Consider the following 17,170-nt stretch of genomic DNA (forward strand, 5'->3'; position numbering starts at 1 on the left):
AAATTGAGAACAATGAAAAAGAAAAATCAGATTTTAGTTAGTTTATCTATTGTGGCCTTATTAGGAGGCTGTTCAGAAGAACAAGTACAACGTGATGTGTATCAGTCTTTAGACGATTGTTTAGCGGATTGGAAAAAAATTGAGCTTTGTGAGGCTGATAAAAACACCGAGAGCACTCAGAAAACTGAAACTACACCACAACAGGGGCTTGGTTTAAATATTCGTGATAACGGTAATGCAGAAAGTGCGGTAAAAAATCCAGCTGAAAATAGTGCTCAAGCTAATCAAAGCGAGAATAATGCGGAATCAACAGCAAAAGCTGAAAGTACCGATCCTTCTTTAGGGGCTGCGATTGCTGGTGGCGTTATGGGGTATATGGCGGCACGTGCAATTAGTAGTTTCCTTGGCCCAAGCTATCATCCTGGCAATCGAGCTGTCACCACACCAACAGGGCAAGTTGTGCAACCGCAAACGAATCGTTCTGTTGGAAAACCAATGCTTGTGAAAGGAAATGCAGGAAGCATGAATAGCAAACCTGTATCTCGTGGTGGTTTTAGTAGCCCAAATAATACTAATCGTAGCAGTGGGGGCTAAATGAAACGTGTAACAGGGTTTCCTACTCGACCAGATATGGTGCAACAGCTACTTAATGTTGGATTTGATTATTATAACTTGCCTTCTAGTGATGGATCTCATTATTGGTCTGATAATGTTGCCTATGAATTTACCTTAGCGGAAATTGATCGCATTGAGGATACAACTAACGAATTACATTCAATGTGTTTAGATTTTGTGGCGGATGAAATTAAAAAAGGCGATTATGAAAATTATCGTTTTACAGAGTTGCAAAAACAGCTTATTGAAACCTCTTGGCGTAATCAAGATCCTTATTTATATGGACGCTTTGATTTTGGCTATGATGGTGACAACCTAAAAATGTTTGAATATAACGCCGATACGCCAACATCCTTGTTGGAGGCTGCGGTTGTTCAATGGCAGTGGTTGGAGCAAATTGAGGGCTTAAAACATCGTGATCAATTTAACTGGATTCATGAAGAATTAATAAAACATTTCCAATTTTTGAAACAACAAAGTGGCAAAACAGATTTCCATTTTAGTGCCATGCAAGATGCTGGCCGTGAAGATTGGGGCAATGTGGATTATTTAGCTGATGTGGCTTATAACGCGGGTTGGAATATTCATCAATTAGCGGTGGAAGATATTGGCTATAACAGCGAAACAGAAAAATTTGTAGATTTAAATGATCAGCCTATTGAAATGTTATTTAAATTATATCCGCTGGAATGGCTAAGCCACGCTGAGTTTGCTCGCCATATTACAACCGCTGAAACACGATTTATTGAGCCTGCGTGGAAAATGTTGTTAAGTAATAAAGCACTATTGGCAAAACTTTGGGCGCGTTATCCTAATCATCCGAATTTATTGCCTGCTTATTTTACGCCTTTTGAATTACCAAAAGATTTATCGATGTGGGTTAAAAAACCATTGTTAGGTCGAGAAGGTGCCAATGTCTTCTATTATGAGAAAAACAATGGCGTAGAATTTGCAGCGAAAGGAAGCGAGCACTCAACGTTTTATGGTAATTCAGGTTATGTTTATCAACAAAAATTTGAATTACCGAGTTTTGATGGAATGTATCCAATTATCGGCTCTTGGGTTGTGGGTGATGTGGCTTGCGGTATGGGATTACGCGAAGATTTTACTGCCGTCACTGGCAATGACAGTCATTTTGTGCCGCATTATTTTGTACCTTAATGTGTCCTGAGTATTGCTAAAATAGCCAGAAAATTAACCGCACTTTTGTCTTTTTTGATAAAAGTGCGGTTTATTTTTTGTGGATTTTATTTAACCCGAAATGTGTATAGAGTATTTTCTTTAACAAATCTTGTAAAAAATCAAATTTTGTTGAAATAAATAGTAGTTTTCTTTGCAATACAAGGGGAGGAGAGTAAAATGGTGACGGTTGTAGAAGTATTTGAAGTTGTAAACCTATTAGAAGTATTAAATTTTCATTCACTTTTTCAATATTTGGAGTTTGATTATGGCATCAGAAAATCAAAAACTATCTTCTGTTGCGCTCACACCTGTTGAAGCAACGGATTATGCAGAAAATACAGCGACTTATAAAGCAAATAAACGTCCATTTTTATCGTTTATGTCTGGCATTAGTGCTGGAGCTTGTATTGCCTTAGCCTTTGTATTTTACACGACAACACAAACTGCTAGTGCAGGCGCACCTTGGGGATTAACCAAGTTAGTAGGTGGATTAGTCTTCTCCTTGGGCGTAATTATGGTGGTGATTTTAGGATCTGAATTATTCACCTCTTCTACTTTAACCTTAGTTGCCCGCGTAGGCGGAAAAATAACAACAACCCAAATGATTCGAAATTGGATCGTAGTATATTTGGGCAACTTCGTTGGCGGTTTATTTATTGCGGCTGTTATTTGGTTTGGTGGTCAAACAATGGCAGCAAATGGCCAATGGGGTTTAACAATTCTTGCAACCGCCCAACATAAAATTCATCACACGTGGTTTGAAGCTTTTAACCTAGGTATTTTATGTAACATTATGGTGTGTGTGGCGGTTTGGATGTCTTATTCTGGTAAGACTGTTACAGACAAAGCTTTTATTATGATTATGCCGATTGGTTTGTTTGTCGCGTCAGGATTTGAACACTGTGTGGCTAATATGTTTATGATCCCTATGGGAATTATTACCGCACATTTTAGTACACCTGAATTTTGGCAACAAATCGGTGTTGATCCGATGAAATACGCAGATTTAGATTTGTACCATTTCATCGTGAAAAATTTAATCCCTGTAACGTTGGGAAATATTGTCGGCGGGGCAATTTGTATTGGTGTATTCCAACGTTATTTAACCAAAACTCATTAAAGATTTACTTATTTATTAATTAACAAAGGAAATGACTATGTCAGAACTTAATGAAGCGCAAAAATTGGCGTGGGCTGGTTTTGCTGGTGGCGATTGGCAAAACAATGTCAATGTACGTGACTTTATCCAAAAAAACTATACCCCGTATGAAGGCGATGACTCTTTCTTAGCTGGTCCAACTGAAGCAACAACTAAGCTTTGGGAATCTGTGATGGAAGGAATTAAAATTGAAAACCGTACTCACGCGCCATTAGATTTTGATGAACATACTCCATCTACCATTATCTCTCACGCACCAGGTTACATTAACAAAGATTTAGAAAAAATCGTTGGTCTTCAAACTGATGAACCTTTAAAACGTGCCATTATGCCATTTGGCGGTATTAAAATGGTGGAAGGGTCATGCAAAATTTACGGTCGTGAATTAGATCCTGAAGTGAAAAAAATCTTCACTGAATACCGTAAAACGCATAACCAAGGTGTATTCGATGTTTATACGCCAGATATTTTACGTTGTCGTAAATCTGGTGTATTAACTGGTCTTCCCGATGCTTACGGTCGTGGCCGTATTATCGGTGACTACCGTCGTGTAGCACTTTACGGTGTAGACTTCTTAATGAAAGATAAATACGCACAATTCTCTTCTTTACAAAAAGATTTAGAGGATGGCGTAAATCTTGAAGCAACAATTCGTTTACGTGAAGAAATCGCAGAACAACACCGTGCATTAGGCCAATTAAAACAAATGGCTGCAAGCTATGGTTATGATATTTCCAACCCAGCAACTAATGCTCAAGAAGCCATTCAATGGATGTACTTTGCTTATCTTGCTGCAATCAAATCACAAAATGGTGCGGCAATGTCATTCGGTCGTACTGCAACCTTTATCGATATCTATATCGAACGTGATTTACAAGCAGGTAAAATTACTGAAACTGAAGCGCAAGAATTAGTTGACCACTTAGTTATGAAACTCCGTATGGTTCGTTTCTTACGTACACCTGAATACGATCAATTATTCTCTGGTGACCCAATGTGGGCAACTGAAACTATCGCAGGTATGGGTTTAGATGGTCGTACATTAGTAACCAAAAATACATTCCGTATTTTACACACCCTTTACAACATGGGTACTTCTCCAGAGCCAAACTTAACGATTCTTTGGTCTGAACAATTACCTGAAAACTTCAAACGTTTCTGTGCGAAAGTATCGATTGATACCTCATCCGTTCAATACGAAAACGATGATTTAATGCGTCCAGACTTCAACAACGATGACTACGCAATCGCATGTTGTGTATCACCAATGGTTGTTGGTAAACAAATGCAATTCTTCGGTGCACGTGCAAACTTAGCGAAAACATTGTTATACGCAATCAACGGCGGTATCGATGAAAAATTAGGTATGCAAGTAGGTCCGAAAACTGCACCAATCACTGATGAAGTATTAGATTTTGATACAGTAATGACCCGTATGGATAGCTTTATGGATTGGTTGGCAAAACAATATGTGACTGCCTTAAACGTAATCCACTATATGCACGATAAATATTCATACGAAGCAGCATTAATGGCATTACATGATCGTGATGTATACCGTACTATGGCTTGTGGTATCGCAGGTCTTTCTGTTGCAGCAGACTCACTTTCAGCAATTAAATATGCGAAAGTTAAACCAGTTCGTGGCGACATCAAAGATAAAGATGGTAATGTTGTAGCAAGCAACGTAGCGATCGACTTCGAAATCGAAGGTGAATATCCACAATATGGTAACAACGACAACCGTGTTGATGACATCGCTTGTGACTTAGTTGAACGTTTCATGAAGAAAATTCAAAAACTTAAAACTTACCGCAACGCTGTGCCTACACAATCTGTATTAACCATTACTTCTAACGTAGTTTATGGTAAGAAAACGGGTAACACCCCAGATGGTCGTCGTGCTGGTGCACCATTCGGACCAGGGGCGAACCCAATGCACGGACGTGACCAAAAAGGTGCGGTAGCATCATTAACTTCTGTGGCTAAACTTCCATTTGCTTATGCGAAAGATGGTATTTCTTATACCTTCTCAATCGTACCAAATGCGTTAGGTAAAGATGCAGAAGCACAACGCCGTAATCTTGCTGGCTTGATGGATGGTTACTTCCACCACGAAGCAACTGTTGAAGGTGGCCAACACTTAAATGTGAACGTGTTAAACCGTGAAATGTTGTTAGATGCAATGGAAAATCCGGATAAATATCCGCAATTAACCATCCGTGTATCTGGTTACGCAGTACGTTTCAACTCTTTAACTAAAGAGCAACAACAAGACGTCGTAACCCGTACATTTACTGAGTCTTTCTAAGTAAATAATATTATGTTTTAATATAAACCACTCACAGACTAGTTTTGTGAGTGGTTTATTTTTATATATAGGAGAGCAAATTATGCTAACAGTTATTGCCCAATTTTCAGTAAAAGCGGACAAAATTAATGATTTTCTAACCCAATGCCAAGAATTAATTAAGCATACTCGTCAAGAAACAGGATGCGTATCTTATGAATTACAACAAAATAGCGAGCAGGCTAATCATTATGTTTTTATTGAGCAATGGAAAAGCAAAGCCGATTTAGAACAACATTTTGCAACGCCACACTTTACCTCAATTGTACCTGTATTGGTCGAGTATTGTGAACAAGCGCCAGTGGTGCAAACCTTTCAAAAAGTCAGCGAATAATGACCGCACTTTGATAAATATATTTTAATTATGAGCCTGATTTAAATCATGCTCATTTTTTATAGACTAAATATTTGGTAAAATTTAGCTATATCTAGTTTTAGGAAATTTATGTATGTCAGTTCTTGGAAGAATTCACTCTTTTGAATCTTGTGGCACTGTAGATGGGCCCGGTATTCGTTTTATTTTATTTATGCAAGGCTGCTTGATGCGCTGCAAATATTGCCACAATCGTGATACCTGGGATCTTGAAGGTGGTAAAGAAATCAGTGTCGAAGATTTAATGAAAGAAGTCGTGACTTATCGCCATTTTATGAATGCTACTGGCGGTGGTGTCACGGCATCTGGTGGCGAGGCTGTGTTACAAGTTGAGTTTGTGCGCGATTGGTTCCGTGCTTGTAAAGCAGAAGGGATTAATACTTGCTTGGATACAAATGGTTTTGTACGTCATTATGATCATATTATTGATGAATTATTAGATGTAACAGATCTTGTTTTACTCGATTTAAAAGAGCTTAATGATCACGTTCATCAAAATCTTATTGGGGTACCAAATAAACGTACCCTTGAATTTGCAAAATATTTGCAAAAACGTAATCAACGTACATGGATTCGTTATGTTGTGGTTCCTGGTTATACTGATAGCGATCACGATGTGCATTTATTAGGTCAGTTTATTGAGGGTATGACCAATATTGAAAAAGTTGAACTTCTTCCTTATCATCGATTAGGTGCACATAAATGGAAAACCCTTGGGTTAGATTATGAGCTTGAAGATGTATTACCGCCAACCAAAGAATCGTTAGAGCATATTAAAACAATCCTAGAAGGTTATGGACACACTGTAAAATTCTAGAATAAATGCTAGCTAACATAAGGACTAAATAATGAAAAAAATTATTTTAACATTATCACTTGGGTTACTTACCGCTTGTTCTGCTCAAACCCAAAAGGCTGAACAAAACGATGTAAAGCTGACACCACCTACTGATGTTCAAAGCGGATATGTACGTTTGGTGAGGAATGTAAATTATTACATCGATAGTGAATCGATCTGGGTGGATAACCAGGAGCCACAAATTGTACATTTTGATGCTGTGGTTAATTTAGATAAGGGATTGTATGTTTATCCTGAGCCTAAACGTTATGCACGTTCTGTTCGTCAGTATAAGATTTTGAATTGTGCAAATTATCATTTAACTCAAGTGCGAACTGATTTCTATGATGAGTTTTGGGGGCAGGGTTTGCGTGCCGCGCCTAAAAAGCAAAAGAAACATACGTTAAGTTTAGCTCCTGATACAACGCTTTATAATGCTGCTCAGATTATTTGTGCGAATTATGGCAGAGCACAAACTTCAGATAAAAGGCAATAGGACAAAATAGTTGGTAAAAAATATGCCCACTCAAATGTGTCAATTCCATCCTGTTGCCATTGTAATGAGAACATTAAGAAAAAACATCAATCACATGCAGGAAGAGAATTAAAAAGTATTATTAAAACGTTAAAAACGAGTGCTAAGAATGAATTCTATTTAAAAATATATTGAATGGAAGGAAAAACATCATGTTTTTTTAAATGAACGTTCAGAGACGCAAAATGAGAAAGGGAAATATCTTTATAATCATAGAAGTGTAAGAAGTGCGAGGCAAGTATAAATCGATATTACGAATATATTTTTACTTATGAGAAATATCCAGAATTACATATTGAAAAAACTATAAATAGGATAGAAGATTTATTTAAGGAGCTTAAGGATAAATTACCTCCTCATAATAGTTTAACGAGAAAGCATAAGATCTTTTTATACAGGATTTTTTTAAATAAGAAAGCTGGCAAGGATTATAAAATTTAATTCTTACTAACAATTTTGCTCTATATGCCTGCTTTTTCGTTTAGTTTCGTTGAGTTAAAATAGGTCAAATGGTGCTCTGGGCGAGACTTGAACTCGCACGACCTATGGTCACTACCCCCTCAAGATAGCGTGTCTACCAATTCCACCACCAGAGCGTTAATTTTTATACTAATCCTATTTTATTGTGGGATGTCGCTATTTTTATTTTCTTTCGCTGGAGCTACTTGTTGCTGAACTTGCTCTGCAGCTTGTGATAAATCGTCAAAAGCACCCTTTTGAATATTGCCTTTATGTGAATTCATGTTGCCTAAAACAAGGGCGATAACAAAAAATGCGGTTGCTAAAATCGCACTGGTACGTGTTAAAAAGTTACCTGCACCAGCAGAGCCAAACATTGTACCTGATGCGCCACCACCAAAGGATGCACCAGCGTTCGCCCCTTTACCTTGTTGAACGAGAATAAACCCGATCAAGGCAATCGCGACAACAACATAAATAAATAAAAGAACTTGATACATTTTTTCTCTCTAATTTGCAATTTTGCAAGAAAACTGGTCGTGAATGTTATAGAAAATTCAATTTTCTCGCAAGTGCTTTGCATAAAAAAAATATTAATTGGTTTAACTTTAATCAGTTTGATTGTTTGATTTACTCGATTTTTTTACCGCACTTTTAGGTTTTGTTCTATCGGATTTAATCATTTTAATCTGGATTAATTGTCTTAGTGCATTAAGATCTACAAAACGGACTAAATCAGGCAACATTTGATTCAAGTTATACATAAATTGCTGATAGGTTGCTTGTTTTTGACTAATGTCTGTGAGTTGAGATTCCCAATGAGCCGTCATATCTGGTTGGGTGGCAATATCTGGTAATGCCTGAATTAAAATTCTTCCAGTTTCTGTGCTATGAATATTTCGCCCTTTTTTCGTTAAAAAACCGCGTTTAAAAAGTAATTCAATGATGCCAGCGCGAGTAGCTTCTGTGCCCAATCCATCGGTTTCTCGCAGAATTTTTTTGAGTTCTTTATCCTGTACAAATCGCGCAATGCCCGTCATTGCTGAAAGCAAGGTTGCATCGGTGAAAGGCTTTGGCGGCTGAGTTTTTTTACTAATTACTTCTCCGCGTTCACAATGCAAAATTTGTCCTTTCTTTACTATTGGTAATAAGGGTTCTTGATTTTCTGTATCGTCTTCTTTGCCTAACAATTCTTTCCAGCCAGCCGTTTGTAAATTTCTCGCTTGAGCTATAAAAGTACCACCGGCAATATTCAATGTGATTTTACTTTTACGATATTCTGCGTCAGGACAGAATTGCATTAAATATTGGCGAGCGATAAGGCTGTAAATATTACGTTCTTCTTGTGTTAGATTTACTGGACGATTTTTGGCAGTCGGAATGATTGCGTGATGAGCCTCTACTTTTTTATCATTCCAACAGCGATTTCTCTGTTCAGTTGAAATAACATTCGGTAAGCGTTGATAAGCTTCACAATGGGTTGAAATTGCATTTAGTACATTGTGTCGTTCGGCAAAATGCTCTTCGGGTAAATATCGGCAATCAGAACGCGGATAAGTAATTAAACGATGAGTTTCATATAGGCGTTGGCATGTATCTAATACGGCTTGAGCGGACATACCAAATCGCTTTGCTGCATCAATTTGTAACGCAGAAAGGGAATAAGGCAAGGGCGCCGTTTCTTTTTCACGAACGTCTTTGTATTCGATTACTTCTGCAGGTTGATTTGTAATACGTTTTACAACGTTTTCTGCTAATCCTTTAGAGAGAACCCTGCCGTCATCATCTTGGTAATCTTCACAAGCTTTGCTGGGCTGCCATAAGGCACTGAAAAGTGCGGTTGATTTTTCTGGAGTTTTTTCTTCTTTGCTCTCTGGATTAACCCAAGCGAGTACTTCAAAGAAATCTTTCGGTTGGAAATGTTCAATGTCCAAATCTCGACGTACAATTAAACCCAGCACAGGAGTTTGCACTCGGCCAACAGAAAGCACGCCATCATAGCCAGTTTGTCTGCCACGAATGGTATAGGCTCTGGTCATATTAATGCCATAAAGCCAATCTGCGCGGGCTCGTGCGAGTGCAGATGTGGCAAGAGGAATAAAATTACGGTTGGGTTGTAATTTTTTTACTGCTTTTTCTACCGCACTTGGATTTAGGTCGCTAATCAAGCAGCGTAAAATTTTATCGCGTTTTTCGGCAGATAAATTGGCATAACTGAACACTTCATCTACAAGTAATTGTCCTTCTCTATCAGGGTCTCCTGCATTAACAAGTGTATCGGCTTGATGGATCAGTTTTTCTACCACAGAAAGTTGTTTTTTTACTTCTTTTCGCGGTAAAAGTTGCCATTTTTCTGGAATGATAGGGAGATGTTCTAAACGCCATTGTTTGAATTTAGGATCATAGGCATCGGGTTCTGCTTGCTCGAGCAAATGCCCTACACACCAAGTTACCACATCATTATCGCCACATTTAATAAAACCATCCCCGCGTTGATGGGGTTTTGGGAGCACATCAGCAATAGCGCGAGCTAAGCTTGGTTTTTCGGCGATAAATAAACGCATAATGGTATGAGAAGATTAGTCGATTTGACGACGACCTAGAAAAGAGTGAGTAAGCGTTGTGCCGTCCACAGTTTCCAGTTCGCCTCCGACTGGAATGCCATGAGCGATACGGCTCACTTTGATATTGTGCTGGCGGCACATTTCAGCGATGTAGTTTGCTGTTGCATCGCCTTCCACTGTTGGATTTGTTGCGAGAATCACTTCGTGGAAAGATTCTTCCACTAAACGTTTTTGCAGTAAATCTAAACCAATTTCACGAGGACCAATACCATCAAGTGGCGATAAGTGTCCCATTAAGACAAAATAACGTCCTGAAAATTGTCCAGTTTGCTCAATAGCTTGAATATCTGCTGGCATTTCAACGACACAAAGCAAACCTGAATTTTGACGGCGAGGATTATTGCAAATATTGCAAATTTCCTCCTCAGTAAAATCCCGACACTGTGAACAATGACCAATTCTAGACATCGCTTCTGTGAGAGCTCGAGCTAAATTCATTCCACCGCTACGATTACGTTGTAAAAGATGATAAGCCATACGTTGCGCAGATTTAGGCCCTACGCCTGGAAGACAACGTAAGTTTTCAATAAGGTGTTCTAAAAGTGGGCTGCTTTGCATAATTTGAGATGAAATATAAGGCTACTTTCCGCTCCCTCTATTTACGGAGGAAGCTACCGAAGGCTTAGGGGCCCCCCTTCCGTCGCTTTGCGACACCTTCCCCCGCAAGCAGGGGAAGACAAGTGTTCGATTAAAAAGGAAACTTCATTCCTGGAGGTAATGGCATTCCAGCGGTAACCGATGCCATTTTTTCTTTTTGTAATTCTTCTGCACGACGTACCGCATCGTTAAAAGCAGCCGCGATTAAATCTTCTAACATTTCTTTATCGTCTTCCATTAAAGACGGATCAATGTCAATGCGACGGCAGTTATGTGCACCATTAATTGTGATTTTCACTAACCCCGCACCAGATTCACCCGTTACTTCTAGTTGCGCGATTTCTTCCTGCATTTTTTGCATTTTTTCTTGCATTTGTTGGGCTTGTTTCATCAAGCCGCCTAAACCGCCTTTTCCAAACATAATGTTATCCTTTATTAAGTCAAAAATTGCGTGCATTCTAGCGAAAAAATGAGCTTTTGGGAACAGTGGGGTTTAATGATTTGGGGTATTTAAAATCTCAGAAAATTTCACCGCACTTTTGAAGTAAAGTGCGGTGAAATTTAGTGGTGTTTAGAATGGGAAGAGACGGTTATTCTGGTGTAATCCATTCGACAGTCCAGCTTCCTGTGCCTTCTGGAACTAATGTTTTTGTGAGATAAGGCAAAATTTCTTTCATTTGAGTTTCTAATGTCCAAGGTGGATTAATTACCACCATACCGCTTGCCGTCATACCTCGTTGATCGCTATCAGGGCGAACGGCGAGTTCAATTTTTAGAATTTTTCTAATTCCCGTTGCTTCTAAGCCCTTAAAAATACGTTTAGTTTGTTGGCGTAATACAACAGGATACCAAATCGCATAAGTGCCAGTGGCAAAACGCTTATAGCCTTCTTCAATGGCTTTAACGACGAGATCATAATCTTCTTTTAATTCATAAGGCGGATCGATTAGCACTAAGCCACGGCGTTCTTTTGGAGGTAGCGTTGCTTTGACTTGTTGAAAGCCATTGTCACATTTTACGGTGACATTTTTATAGTCACTAAAATTATTTCGAAGGATTGGATAATCGCTAGGATGAAGTTCGGTCAATAGTGCGCGATCTTGTGGGCGCAATAATTCCGCGGCAATTAACGGTGATCCAGCGTAATAACGTAGTTCTTTGCCACCATAATTGAGTTTTTTGATCATTTTTACATAACGAGCAACATCTTCGGGTAAATCTGTTTGATCCCACAAGCGTCCAATACCTTCTTTATATTCCTCCGTTTTTTCTGATTCGTTTGAGGATAAACGATAACGACCTACACCAGAGTGCGTATCCAAATAAAAAAAGCCTTTTTCTTTGAGTTTAAGATTTTCTAAAATGAGCATTAAGACGATATGTTTTAAGACATCAGCATGATTGCCCGCATGGAATGAGTGACGATAACTCAGCATAATATATCCTTTGTTTTATAACGAAGGCGAGCCAATTGACTCGCCTGATTACACACTAAAGTGCGGTCATTTTTAGAAGAGTTCTTGTGGTTGCGCCGCTGGCGTATTGCCTTCATTATTTAAGCGTTGCTGTAACTCTTTAGGAACGTAATAACCGCGCTCTTGCATTTCCGAAAGATAGGTTCGAGTTGGTTCAGTACCTACAATAAAATATTCTTTGCGCCCACCGTTTGGAGAAAGTAATCCAGTCATCGTATCAATACTTTTTTCCATAATTTTTGGCGGCAGTGGCAATTTACGTTCTGGCTTATCACTTAAAGCCGTTTTCATATAAGTGATCCAAGCAGGCATTGCTGTTTTTGCACCTGCTTCTCCACGCCCAAGTACACGTTTGTTGTCGTCAAATCCAACATAAGTTGTGGTGACTAAGTTTGCACCAAATCCTGCATACCAAGCTACTTTTGAACTGTTGGTGGTACCTGTTTTACCGCCTATATCGCTACGTTTAATGGTTTGTGCGATACGCCAGCTAGTTCCTTTCCAGTCTAAACCTTGTTCTCCATAAATCGCCGTATTTAAGGCACTACGAATGAGAAAAGCAAGTTCGCCACTAATGACACGTGGCGCATATTCTATTTTCGACGAGGCATTTTTTGCTGCAGCCATTAAATCAATCGCATCTTCTTTAAGTGCGGTCATATTTGATTGTAATTCTGGCAGTTCAGGCACAGTTTCAGGTTGTTGATCTAATTCTTCGCCATTGGTGCTATCATCTGTTGGTTTTAAGGCATTCTCGCCTAAAGGAATATTCGCAAAACCGTTGATTTTGTCTTTGGTTTCGCCATAAATTACAGGTATATCATTACATTCAATACAAGCAATTTTAGGGTTTGCGACAAATAATTCTTTCCCTGTGTTATCTTGAATTTTTTCAATAATATAAGGTTCAATGAGGAAGCCACCATTATCAAACACAGCATAAGCTCGCGCCATTTCTAATGGTGTGAAAGAGGCCGCGCCAAGTGCTAAGGCTTCGCTAGCAAAATATTGATCACGTTTAAAGCCAAAACGTTGTAAAAATTCTGCGGTGAAATCAATACCTGCCGTTTGGATCGCACGAATAGCAATCATATTTTTGGATTGACCTAATCCTACGCGTAACCGCATTGGACCATCGTAACGATCAGGTGAGTTTTTTGGTTGCCACAGTTTTTGTCCTGGTTTTTGAATAGAAATTGGGCTGTCTTGTAATACGCTTGAAAGTGTTAAGCCTTTTTCTAATGCTGCCGCGTAAATAAATGGTTTGATAGAAGAACCCACTTGAACTAAAGACTGTGTGGCTCGATTGAATTTACTTTGTTCATAGCTAAAGCCACCCACCACTGCTTCAATCGCGCCATTATCTGAATTAAGAGAAACTAATGCTGAATTTGCTGCGGGAATTTGTCCTAATTGCCATTCCCCATTAGCACGCTGACGAATCCAAATTTGCTCGCCGACTTTCACAGGATTACTTCTACCAGTCCAACGCATTGCATTGGTTGATAAGGTCATTTTTTCCCCAGAAGCGAGCAATATATCAGCACCGCCTTTTGCAATTCCAATCACTGCCGCAGGAATAAATGGCTCTGAATCAGGTAGTTTGCGTAGAAAACCGACAATACGATCATTGTCCCAAGCTGCTTCATTTTTTTGCCATAATGGCGCACCACCGCGATAACCGTGACGCATATCATAATCAATCAAGTTATTACGCACAGCTTTTTGGGCTTCATCTTGGTCTTTTGAAAGTACAGTGGTAAATACTTTATAACCACTGGTGTAGGCATTTTCTTCACCAAAACGGCGAACCATTTCTTGGCGTACCATTTCAGTGACGTAATCCGCACGGAACTCAAATTTAGCCCCATGGTAACTGGCGACAATAGGCTCTTTTAATGCAGCATCATATTCTTCTTTGCTGATGTATTTTTCATCTAACATTCGGCTTAACACCACATTGCGGCGTTCTTCTGAACGTTTTAAAGAATAAAGCGGGTTCATGGTTGAAGGTGCTTTTGGCAAGCCTGCGATAATGGCCATTTCCGATAACGTCAATTCATTCAATGATTTACCGAAATAGGTTTGTGCCGCCGCTGCAACACCATAAGAGCGATAGCCTAAAAAGATTTTGTTTAAATAAAGCTCTAAGATTTCTTGTTTGTTGAGGGTATTTTCGATTTCTACCGCAAGCACTGCTTCACGAGCTTTACGAATAATGGTTTTTTCTGGGGTTAAGAAAAAGTTACGTGCTAATTGTTGAGTAATTGTACTTGCACCTTGTGATGCACCGCCATTACTCACTGCGACAAACAATGCACGGGCAATGCCAATAGGGTCTAATCCGTGATGATCGTAAAAACGACTGTCTTCCGTCGCTAAAAATGCATCAATTAAGCGTTGTGGCACATCGGCTAATTTTACCGGAATACGGCGTTGCTCGCCCACTTCGCCAATTAATTTACCGTCAGCCGTATAAATCTGCATTGGTTGTTGTAATTCAACGGTTCTTAATGTTTCTACTGAGGGCAATTCAGATTTTAGGTGGAAATACAGCATTCCGCCAGCCACTAAACCTAAAATACATAAAGTTAATAGGGTGCTTAATATTAATTTTGCGATCCGCATCGTAAAATTCTCGCTTCGTTAATGAATATTCTTGTCAAGAGACCTATGATTTGGCTGCTAAGTATAAAAGATTCAGCCTTTAAATAATAGGAAAGAATATGCAATTCTCCCTGAAAAATCACCGCACTTTACAAATCGGCATTCATCGTAAGCAGGGTTATTTTGATTTCGTGTGGTTTGATGATCTCGAACAGCCACAAAGTTATCAAATCTTTGTTAATGATCGTGATTTTAAAAATCGTTTTTTACAACAGCTAAAAACACAATATCAAGGGAAAACCTTTCCTTTGCAGTTTGTGGCAAGCATTCCCGCTCACTTAACTTGGTCGAAAGTATTAATGTTGCCGCAAGTATTAAATGCGCAAGAATGCCATCAACAATGTAAATTTGTGATTGAGAAAGAGTTGCCTATTTCTTTAGATGAATTATGGTTTGATTATCGTTCTACCCCGTTAAAGCAAGGTTTTCGATTAGACGTTACTGCAATTCGTAAAAGTACTGCTCAAACTTATTTGCAAGATTTTCAGCCATTTAAAATTAACGTATTGGATGTTGCGTCAAATGCTATTTTGCGTGCATTTCAGTATTTGTTGAATGAACAAGTGCGGTCAGAAAATACCTTATTTTTATTTCAAGAAGATGACTATTGCTTGGCGATTTGTGAAAGGGCGCAGCAATCGCAAATTTTACAATCTCACGAAAATCTGACCGCACTTTATGAGCAATTTACCGAACGTTTTGAAGGGCAACTTGAACAAGTTTTTGTGTATCAAATTCCCTCAAGTCATACGCCATTACCAGAAAACTGGCAGCGAGTAGAAACGGATTTACCTTTTATCGCACTTGGCAATGCGCTGTGGCAAAAAGATTTATATCAACAAAAAGTGAGTAGTTAAATGTCGATGAATTTATTGCCTTGGCGTACTTATCAACATCAAAAACGTTTACGTCGTTTAGCTTTTTATGTTGCCTTATTTATCTTACTTGCTATTAATTTAACTTTGGCTTTTAGTAATTTAATTGAACAACAAAAACAAGATCTGCAAGCGCAGCAAACATCTTTTGAACAACTTAATCAGCAACTTCATAAAACAACCAAGCAAATTGAACAGTTGCGTAGTGCAGTGCAGGTTGGCGAAATTTTGACATCTATTCCCAACGAGCAAGTAAAAAAGAGTTTACAACAGCTAAGTGAATTACCTTTTCAACAAGGAGAACTGAATAAATTTAAACAAGATGCTCATAACTTAAGTTTGGAAGGTCTCGCACAAGATCAAAGAGAATTTGAACTGATTCATCAATTTTTAAAGAAACATTTTCCCAATGTGAAATTAAGCCAGTTTCAACCTGAACAACAGTCATTGTATTTTCGCTTTGATGTAGAACAAGGAGAAGAAAAGTGAAAGCCTTTTTTAACGATCCTTTTACTCCTTTTGGAAAATGGCTAAGTCAGCCTTTTTATGTTCATGGCTTAACCTTTTTATTGCTATTAAGCGCGGTAATTTTTCGCCCCGTTTTAGATTATATAGAGGGGAACTCCCGTCTCCATGAAACTGAAGATGAGTTAGCGGTGAAGCGTTTGGAATTGCTGCATCAACAGAAAATTTTAACCTCTTTACAACAGCAGTCGGAAAGTCGAAAACTTTCTCCAGAACTGGCAGCACAAATTATGCCTTTGAATAAACAAATTCAACGTTTAGCTGCACGTAACGGTCTATCTCAGCATTTACGTTGGGAAATGGGGCAACAACCCATTTTGCATTTACAGCTTACAGGGCATTTTGAAAAAACGAAGACATTTTTAACCGCACTTTTAGCTAATACGTCACAGCTTTCTGTAAGTCGGCTGCAATTTATGAAACCCGAAGACAGCCCATTGCAAACCGAGATTATTTTTCAGCTAGAGAAGGAGACAAAATGAAGTATTGGTTTTTCCTAACTGCATTGCTTTTTATAAATTGCAGTTGGGGACAAGATCCTTTCGATAAAACACAGCGTAACCGTTCTCAGCTTGATAATGCACAAACAGTAATGGAACAGACAGAAATAATTTCCTCAGATGTACCTAATAATCTATGCGGAGCGGATGAAAATCGCCAAGCGGCTGAAATTCCTTTGAACGCTTTAAGATTGGTAGGCGTAGTGATTTCTAAAGATAAATCCTTTGCGTTATTGCAAGATCAGGCTTTGCAAGTTTACAGCGTTTTAGAGGGCGTTGATGTGGCTAAAGAGGGCTATCTAGTGGAAAAAATTCATCAAAATAAAGTGCAATTTATTCGTAAGCTCAGTGAGCAATGTGATAGCACTGAGCAGAAAGAATTAAGTTTTTAAAGGA

At 38.7% G+C, this 17,170-nt stretch carries 17 protein-coding genes and 1 tRNA gene; 11 read left to right on the forward strand and 7 right to left on the reverse strand.

Translation table 11 applies throughout. The features are described 5' to 3' along the window. The first annotated feature begins 12 nt into the window (after positions 1 to 12). The 7 genes from ABW51_RS01280 (at position 13) to ABW51_RS01310 (ending at position 7,013) form a co-directional block, all read left to right on the forward strand. Entirely contained in the window at positions 13 to 594 is a 582-nt protein-coding gene (locus tag ABW51_RS01280; RefSeq protein WP_053465237.1) for a hypothetical protein, read from the forward strand. Continuing rightward, a complete protein-coding gene (locus ABW51_RS01285; RefSeq protein ID WP_053465238.1) occupies positions 595 to 1,776 on the forward strand; it encodes a glutathionylspermidine synthase family protein in 1,182 nt (393 codons plus the stop codon). A gap of 286 nt (positions 1,777 to 2,062) precedes the next feature. Continuing rightward, positions 2,063 to 2,917 (forward strand): formate transporter FocA, encoded by an 855-nt coding sequence (gene focA / locus ABW51_RS01290; RefSeq protein ID WP_053465239.1) that lies wholly within the window; start codon positions 2,063 to 2,065, stop codon positions 2,915 to 2,917. A 37-nt stretch (positions 2,918 to 2,954) separates the two neighbouring features. Then, positions 2,955 to 5,267, forward strand: coding sequence for a formate C-acetyltransferase (pflB, locus tag ABW51_RS01295; RefSeq protein WP_053465240.1), 2,313 nt, complete (start codon positions 2,955 to 2,957; stop codon positions 5,265 to 5,267). An 82-nt stretch (positions 5,268 to 5,349) separates the two neighbouring features. Then, on the forward strand, positions 5,350 to 5,640 hold the full coding sequence (locus tag ABW51_RS01300) for a putative quinol monooxygenase (RefSeq protein ID WP_005636456.1): 291 nt from the start codon (positions 5,350 to 5,352) through the stop codon (positions 5,638 to 5,640). A gap of 115 nt (positions 5,641 to 5,755) precedes the next feature. Beyond that, a complete protein-coding gene (gene pflA / locus ABW51_RS01305; RefSeq protein WP_053465241.1) occupies positions 5,756 to 6,496 on the forward strand; it encodes a pyruvate formate lyase 1-activating protein in 741 nt (246 codons plus the stop codon). Between the two features lie 31 nt (positions 6,497 to 6,527). Continuing rightward, positions 6,528 to 7,013, forward strand: coding sequence for a surface-adhesin E family protein (locus ABW51_RS01310; RefSeq protein ID WP_053465242.1), 486 nt, complete (start codon positions 6,528 to 6,530; stop codon positions 7,011 to 7,013). A 549-nt stretch (positions 7,014 to 7,562) separates the two neighbouring features. Here ABW51_RS01310 and ABW51_RS01315 read toward each other — a convergent pair. From ABW51_RS01315 to ABW51_RS01345, 7 genes are all read right to left on the reverse strand, one after another. Continuing rightward, positions 7,563 to 7,648 (reverse strand) — tRNA-Leu (locus tag ABW51_RS01315). A gap of 24 nt (positions 7,649 to 7,672) precedes the next feature. Next, the gene (gene secG / locus ABW51_RS01320; protein WP_053465243.1) at positions 7,673 to 8,011 is read right to left on the reverse strand and encodes a preprotein translocase subunit SecG; all 339 of its coding nucleotides are present in this window, start codon (positions 8,009 to 8,011) and stop codon (positions 7,673 to 7,675) included. Between the two features lie 108 nt (positions 8,012 to 8,119). Further along, positions 8,120 to 10,075 (reverse strand): DNA topoisomerase III, encoded by a 1,956-nt coding sequence (locus ABW51_RS01325; RefSeq protein WP_053465244.1) that lies wholly within the window; start codon positions 10,073 to 10,075, stop codon positions 8,120 to 8,122. A 15-nt stretch (positions 10,076 to 10,090) separates the two neighbouring features. Further along, positions 10,091 to 10,693, reverse strand: a complete 603-nt coding sequence (recR, locus tag ABW51_RS01330; protein ID WP_053465245.1) for a recombination mediator RecR — start codon at positions 10,691 to 10,693, stop codon at positions 10,091 to 10,093. A gap of 130 nt (positions 10,694 to 10,823) precedes the next feature. Next, positions 10,824 to 11,153, reverse strand: coding sequence for a YbaB/EbfC family nucleoid-associated protein (locus tag ABW51_RS01335; RefSeq protein WP_005629464.1), 330 nt, complete (start codon positions 11,151 to 11,153; stop codon positions 10,824 to 10,826). A gap of 169 nt (positions 11,154 to 11,322) precedes the next feature. Then, on the reverse strand, positions 11,323 to 12,168 hold the full coding sequence (locus ABW51_RS01340) for a 23S rRNA (adenine(2030)-N(6))-methyltransferase RlmJ (protein ID WP_053465246.1): 846 nt from the start codon (positions 12,166 to 12,168) through the stop codon (positions 11,323 to 11,325). A gap of 72 nt (positions 12,169 to 12,240) precedes the next feature. Beyond that, the gene (locus ABW51_RS01345) at positions 12,241 to 14,835 is read right to left on the reverse strand and encodes a penicillin-binding protein 1A (RefSeq protein WP_053465247.1); all 2,595 of its coding nucleotides are present in this window, start codon (positions 14,833 to 14,835) and stop codon (positions 12,241 to 12,243) included. A gap of 98 nt (positions 14,836 to 14,933) precedes the next feature. On the opposite strand from ABW51_RS01345, the gene ABW51_RS01350 reads away from it, so the two are divergent. The 4 genes from ABW51_RS01350 to ABW51_RS01365 are packed head-to-tail and all read left to right on the forward strand — an operon-like array spanning position 14,934 to position 17,166. Continuing rightward, positions 14,934 to 15,731, forward strand: coding sequence for a pilus assembly protein PilM (locus tag ABW51_RS01350; RefSeq protein WP_053465248.1), 798 nt, complete (start codon positions 14,934 to 14,936; stop codon positions 15,729 to 15,731). Next, a complete protein-coding gene (locus ABW51_RS01355) occupies positions 15,732 to 16,238 on the forward strand; it encodes a competence protein B (RefSeq protein ID WP_053465249.1) in 507 nt (168 codons plus the stop codon). Continuing rightward, complete coding sequence (gene comC, locus ABW51_RS01360) at positions 16,235 to 16,756, forward strand: competence protein ComC (RefSeq protein WP_053465250.1); 522 nt, start codon at positions 16,235 to 16,237, stop codon at positions 16,754 to 16,756. Before ABW51_RS01355 ends, comC begins: the two co-directional genes overlap by 4 nt. Beyond that, a complete protein-coding gene (locus tag ABW51_RS01365; RefSeq protein ID WP_053465251.1) occupies positions 16,753 to 17,166 on the forward strand; it encodes a competence protein in 414 nt (137 codons plus the stop codon). The genes comC and ABW51_RS01365 overlap by 4 nt, the downstream gene beginning before the upstream one ends. Positions 17,167 to 17,170 lie beyond the last annotated feature (4 nt).

It is taken from the genome of Haemophilus sp. C1, assembly GCF_001276515.1.
Taxonomy (GTDB): Bacteria; Pseudomonadota; Gammaproteobacteria; order Enterobacterales; family Pasteurellaceae; genus Haemophilus.

Coding starts and splice junctions, on each gene's coding strand:
- pflB (WP_053465240.1), top strand. CDS start 2,955: ATGTCAGAACTTAATGAAGCGCAAAAATTGGCGTGGGCTGGTTTTGCT.
- pflA (WP_053465241.1), top strand. CDS start 5,756: ATGTCAGTTCTTGGAAGAATTCACTCTTTTGAATCTTGTGGCACTGTA.
- ABW51_RS01365 (WP_053465251.1), top strand. CDS start 16,753: ATGAAGTATTGGTTTTTCCTAACTGCATTGCTTTTTATAAATTGCAGT.
- ABW51_RS01285 (WP_053465238.1), top strand. CDS start 595: ATGAAACGTGTAACAGGGTTTCCTACTCGACCAGATATGGTGCAACAG.
- ABW51_RS01355 (WP_053465249.1), top strand. CDS start 15,732: ATGTCGATGAATTTATTGCCTTGGCGTACTTATCAACATCAAAAACGT.
- ABW51_RS01350 (WP_053465248.1), top strand. CDS start 14,934: ATGCAATTCTCCCTGAAAAATCACCGCACTTTACAAATCGGCATTCAT.
- focA (WP_053465239.1), top strand. CDS start 2,063: ATGGCATCAGAAAATCAAAAACTATCTTCTGTTGCGCTCACACCTGTT.
- ABW51_RS01325 (WP_053465244.1), bottom strand. CDS start 10,075: ATGCGTTTATTTATCGCCGAAAAACCAAGCTTAGCTCGCGCTATTGCT.
- ABW51_RS01340 (WP_053465246.1), bottom strand. CDS start 12,168: ATGCTGAGTTATCGTCACTCATTCCATGCGGGCAATCATGCTGATGTC.
- ABW51_RS01335 (WP_005629464.1), bottom strand. CDS start 11,153: ATGTTTGGAAAAGGCGGTTTAGGCGGCTTGATGAAACAAGCCCAACAA.
- ABW51_RS01310 (WP_053465242.1), top strand. CDS start 6,528: ATGAAAAAAATTATTTTAACATTATCACTTGGGTTACTTACCGCTTGT.
- secG (WP_053465243.1), bottom strand. CDS start 8,011: ATGTATCAAGTTCTTTTATTTATTTATGTTGTTGTCGCGATTGCCTTG.
- recR (WP_053465245.1), bottom strand. CDS start 10,693: ATGCAAAGCAGCCCACTTTTAGAACACCTTATTGAAAACTTACGTTGT.
- ABW51_RS01300 (WP_005636456.1), top strand. CDS start 5,350: ATGCTAACAGTTATTGCCCAATTTTCAGTAAAAGCGGACAAAATTAAT.
- ABW51_RS01345 (WP_053465247.1), bottom strand. CDS start 14,835: ATGCGGATCGCAAAATTAATATTAAGCACCCTATTAACTTTATGTATT.
- ABW51_RS01280 (WP_053465237.1), top strand. CDS start 13: ATGAAAAAGAAAAATCAGATTTTAGTTAGTTTATCTATTGTGGCCTTA.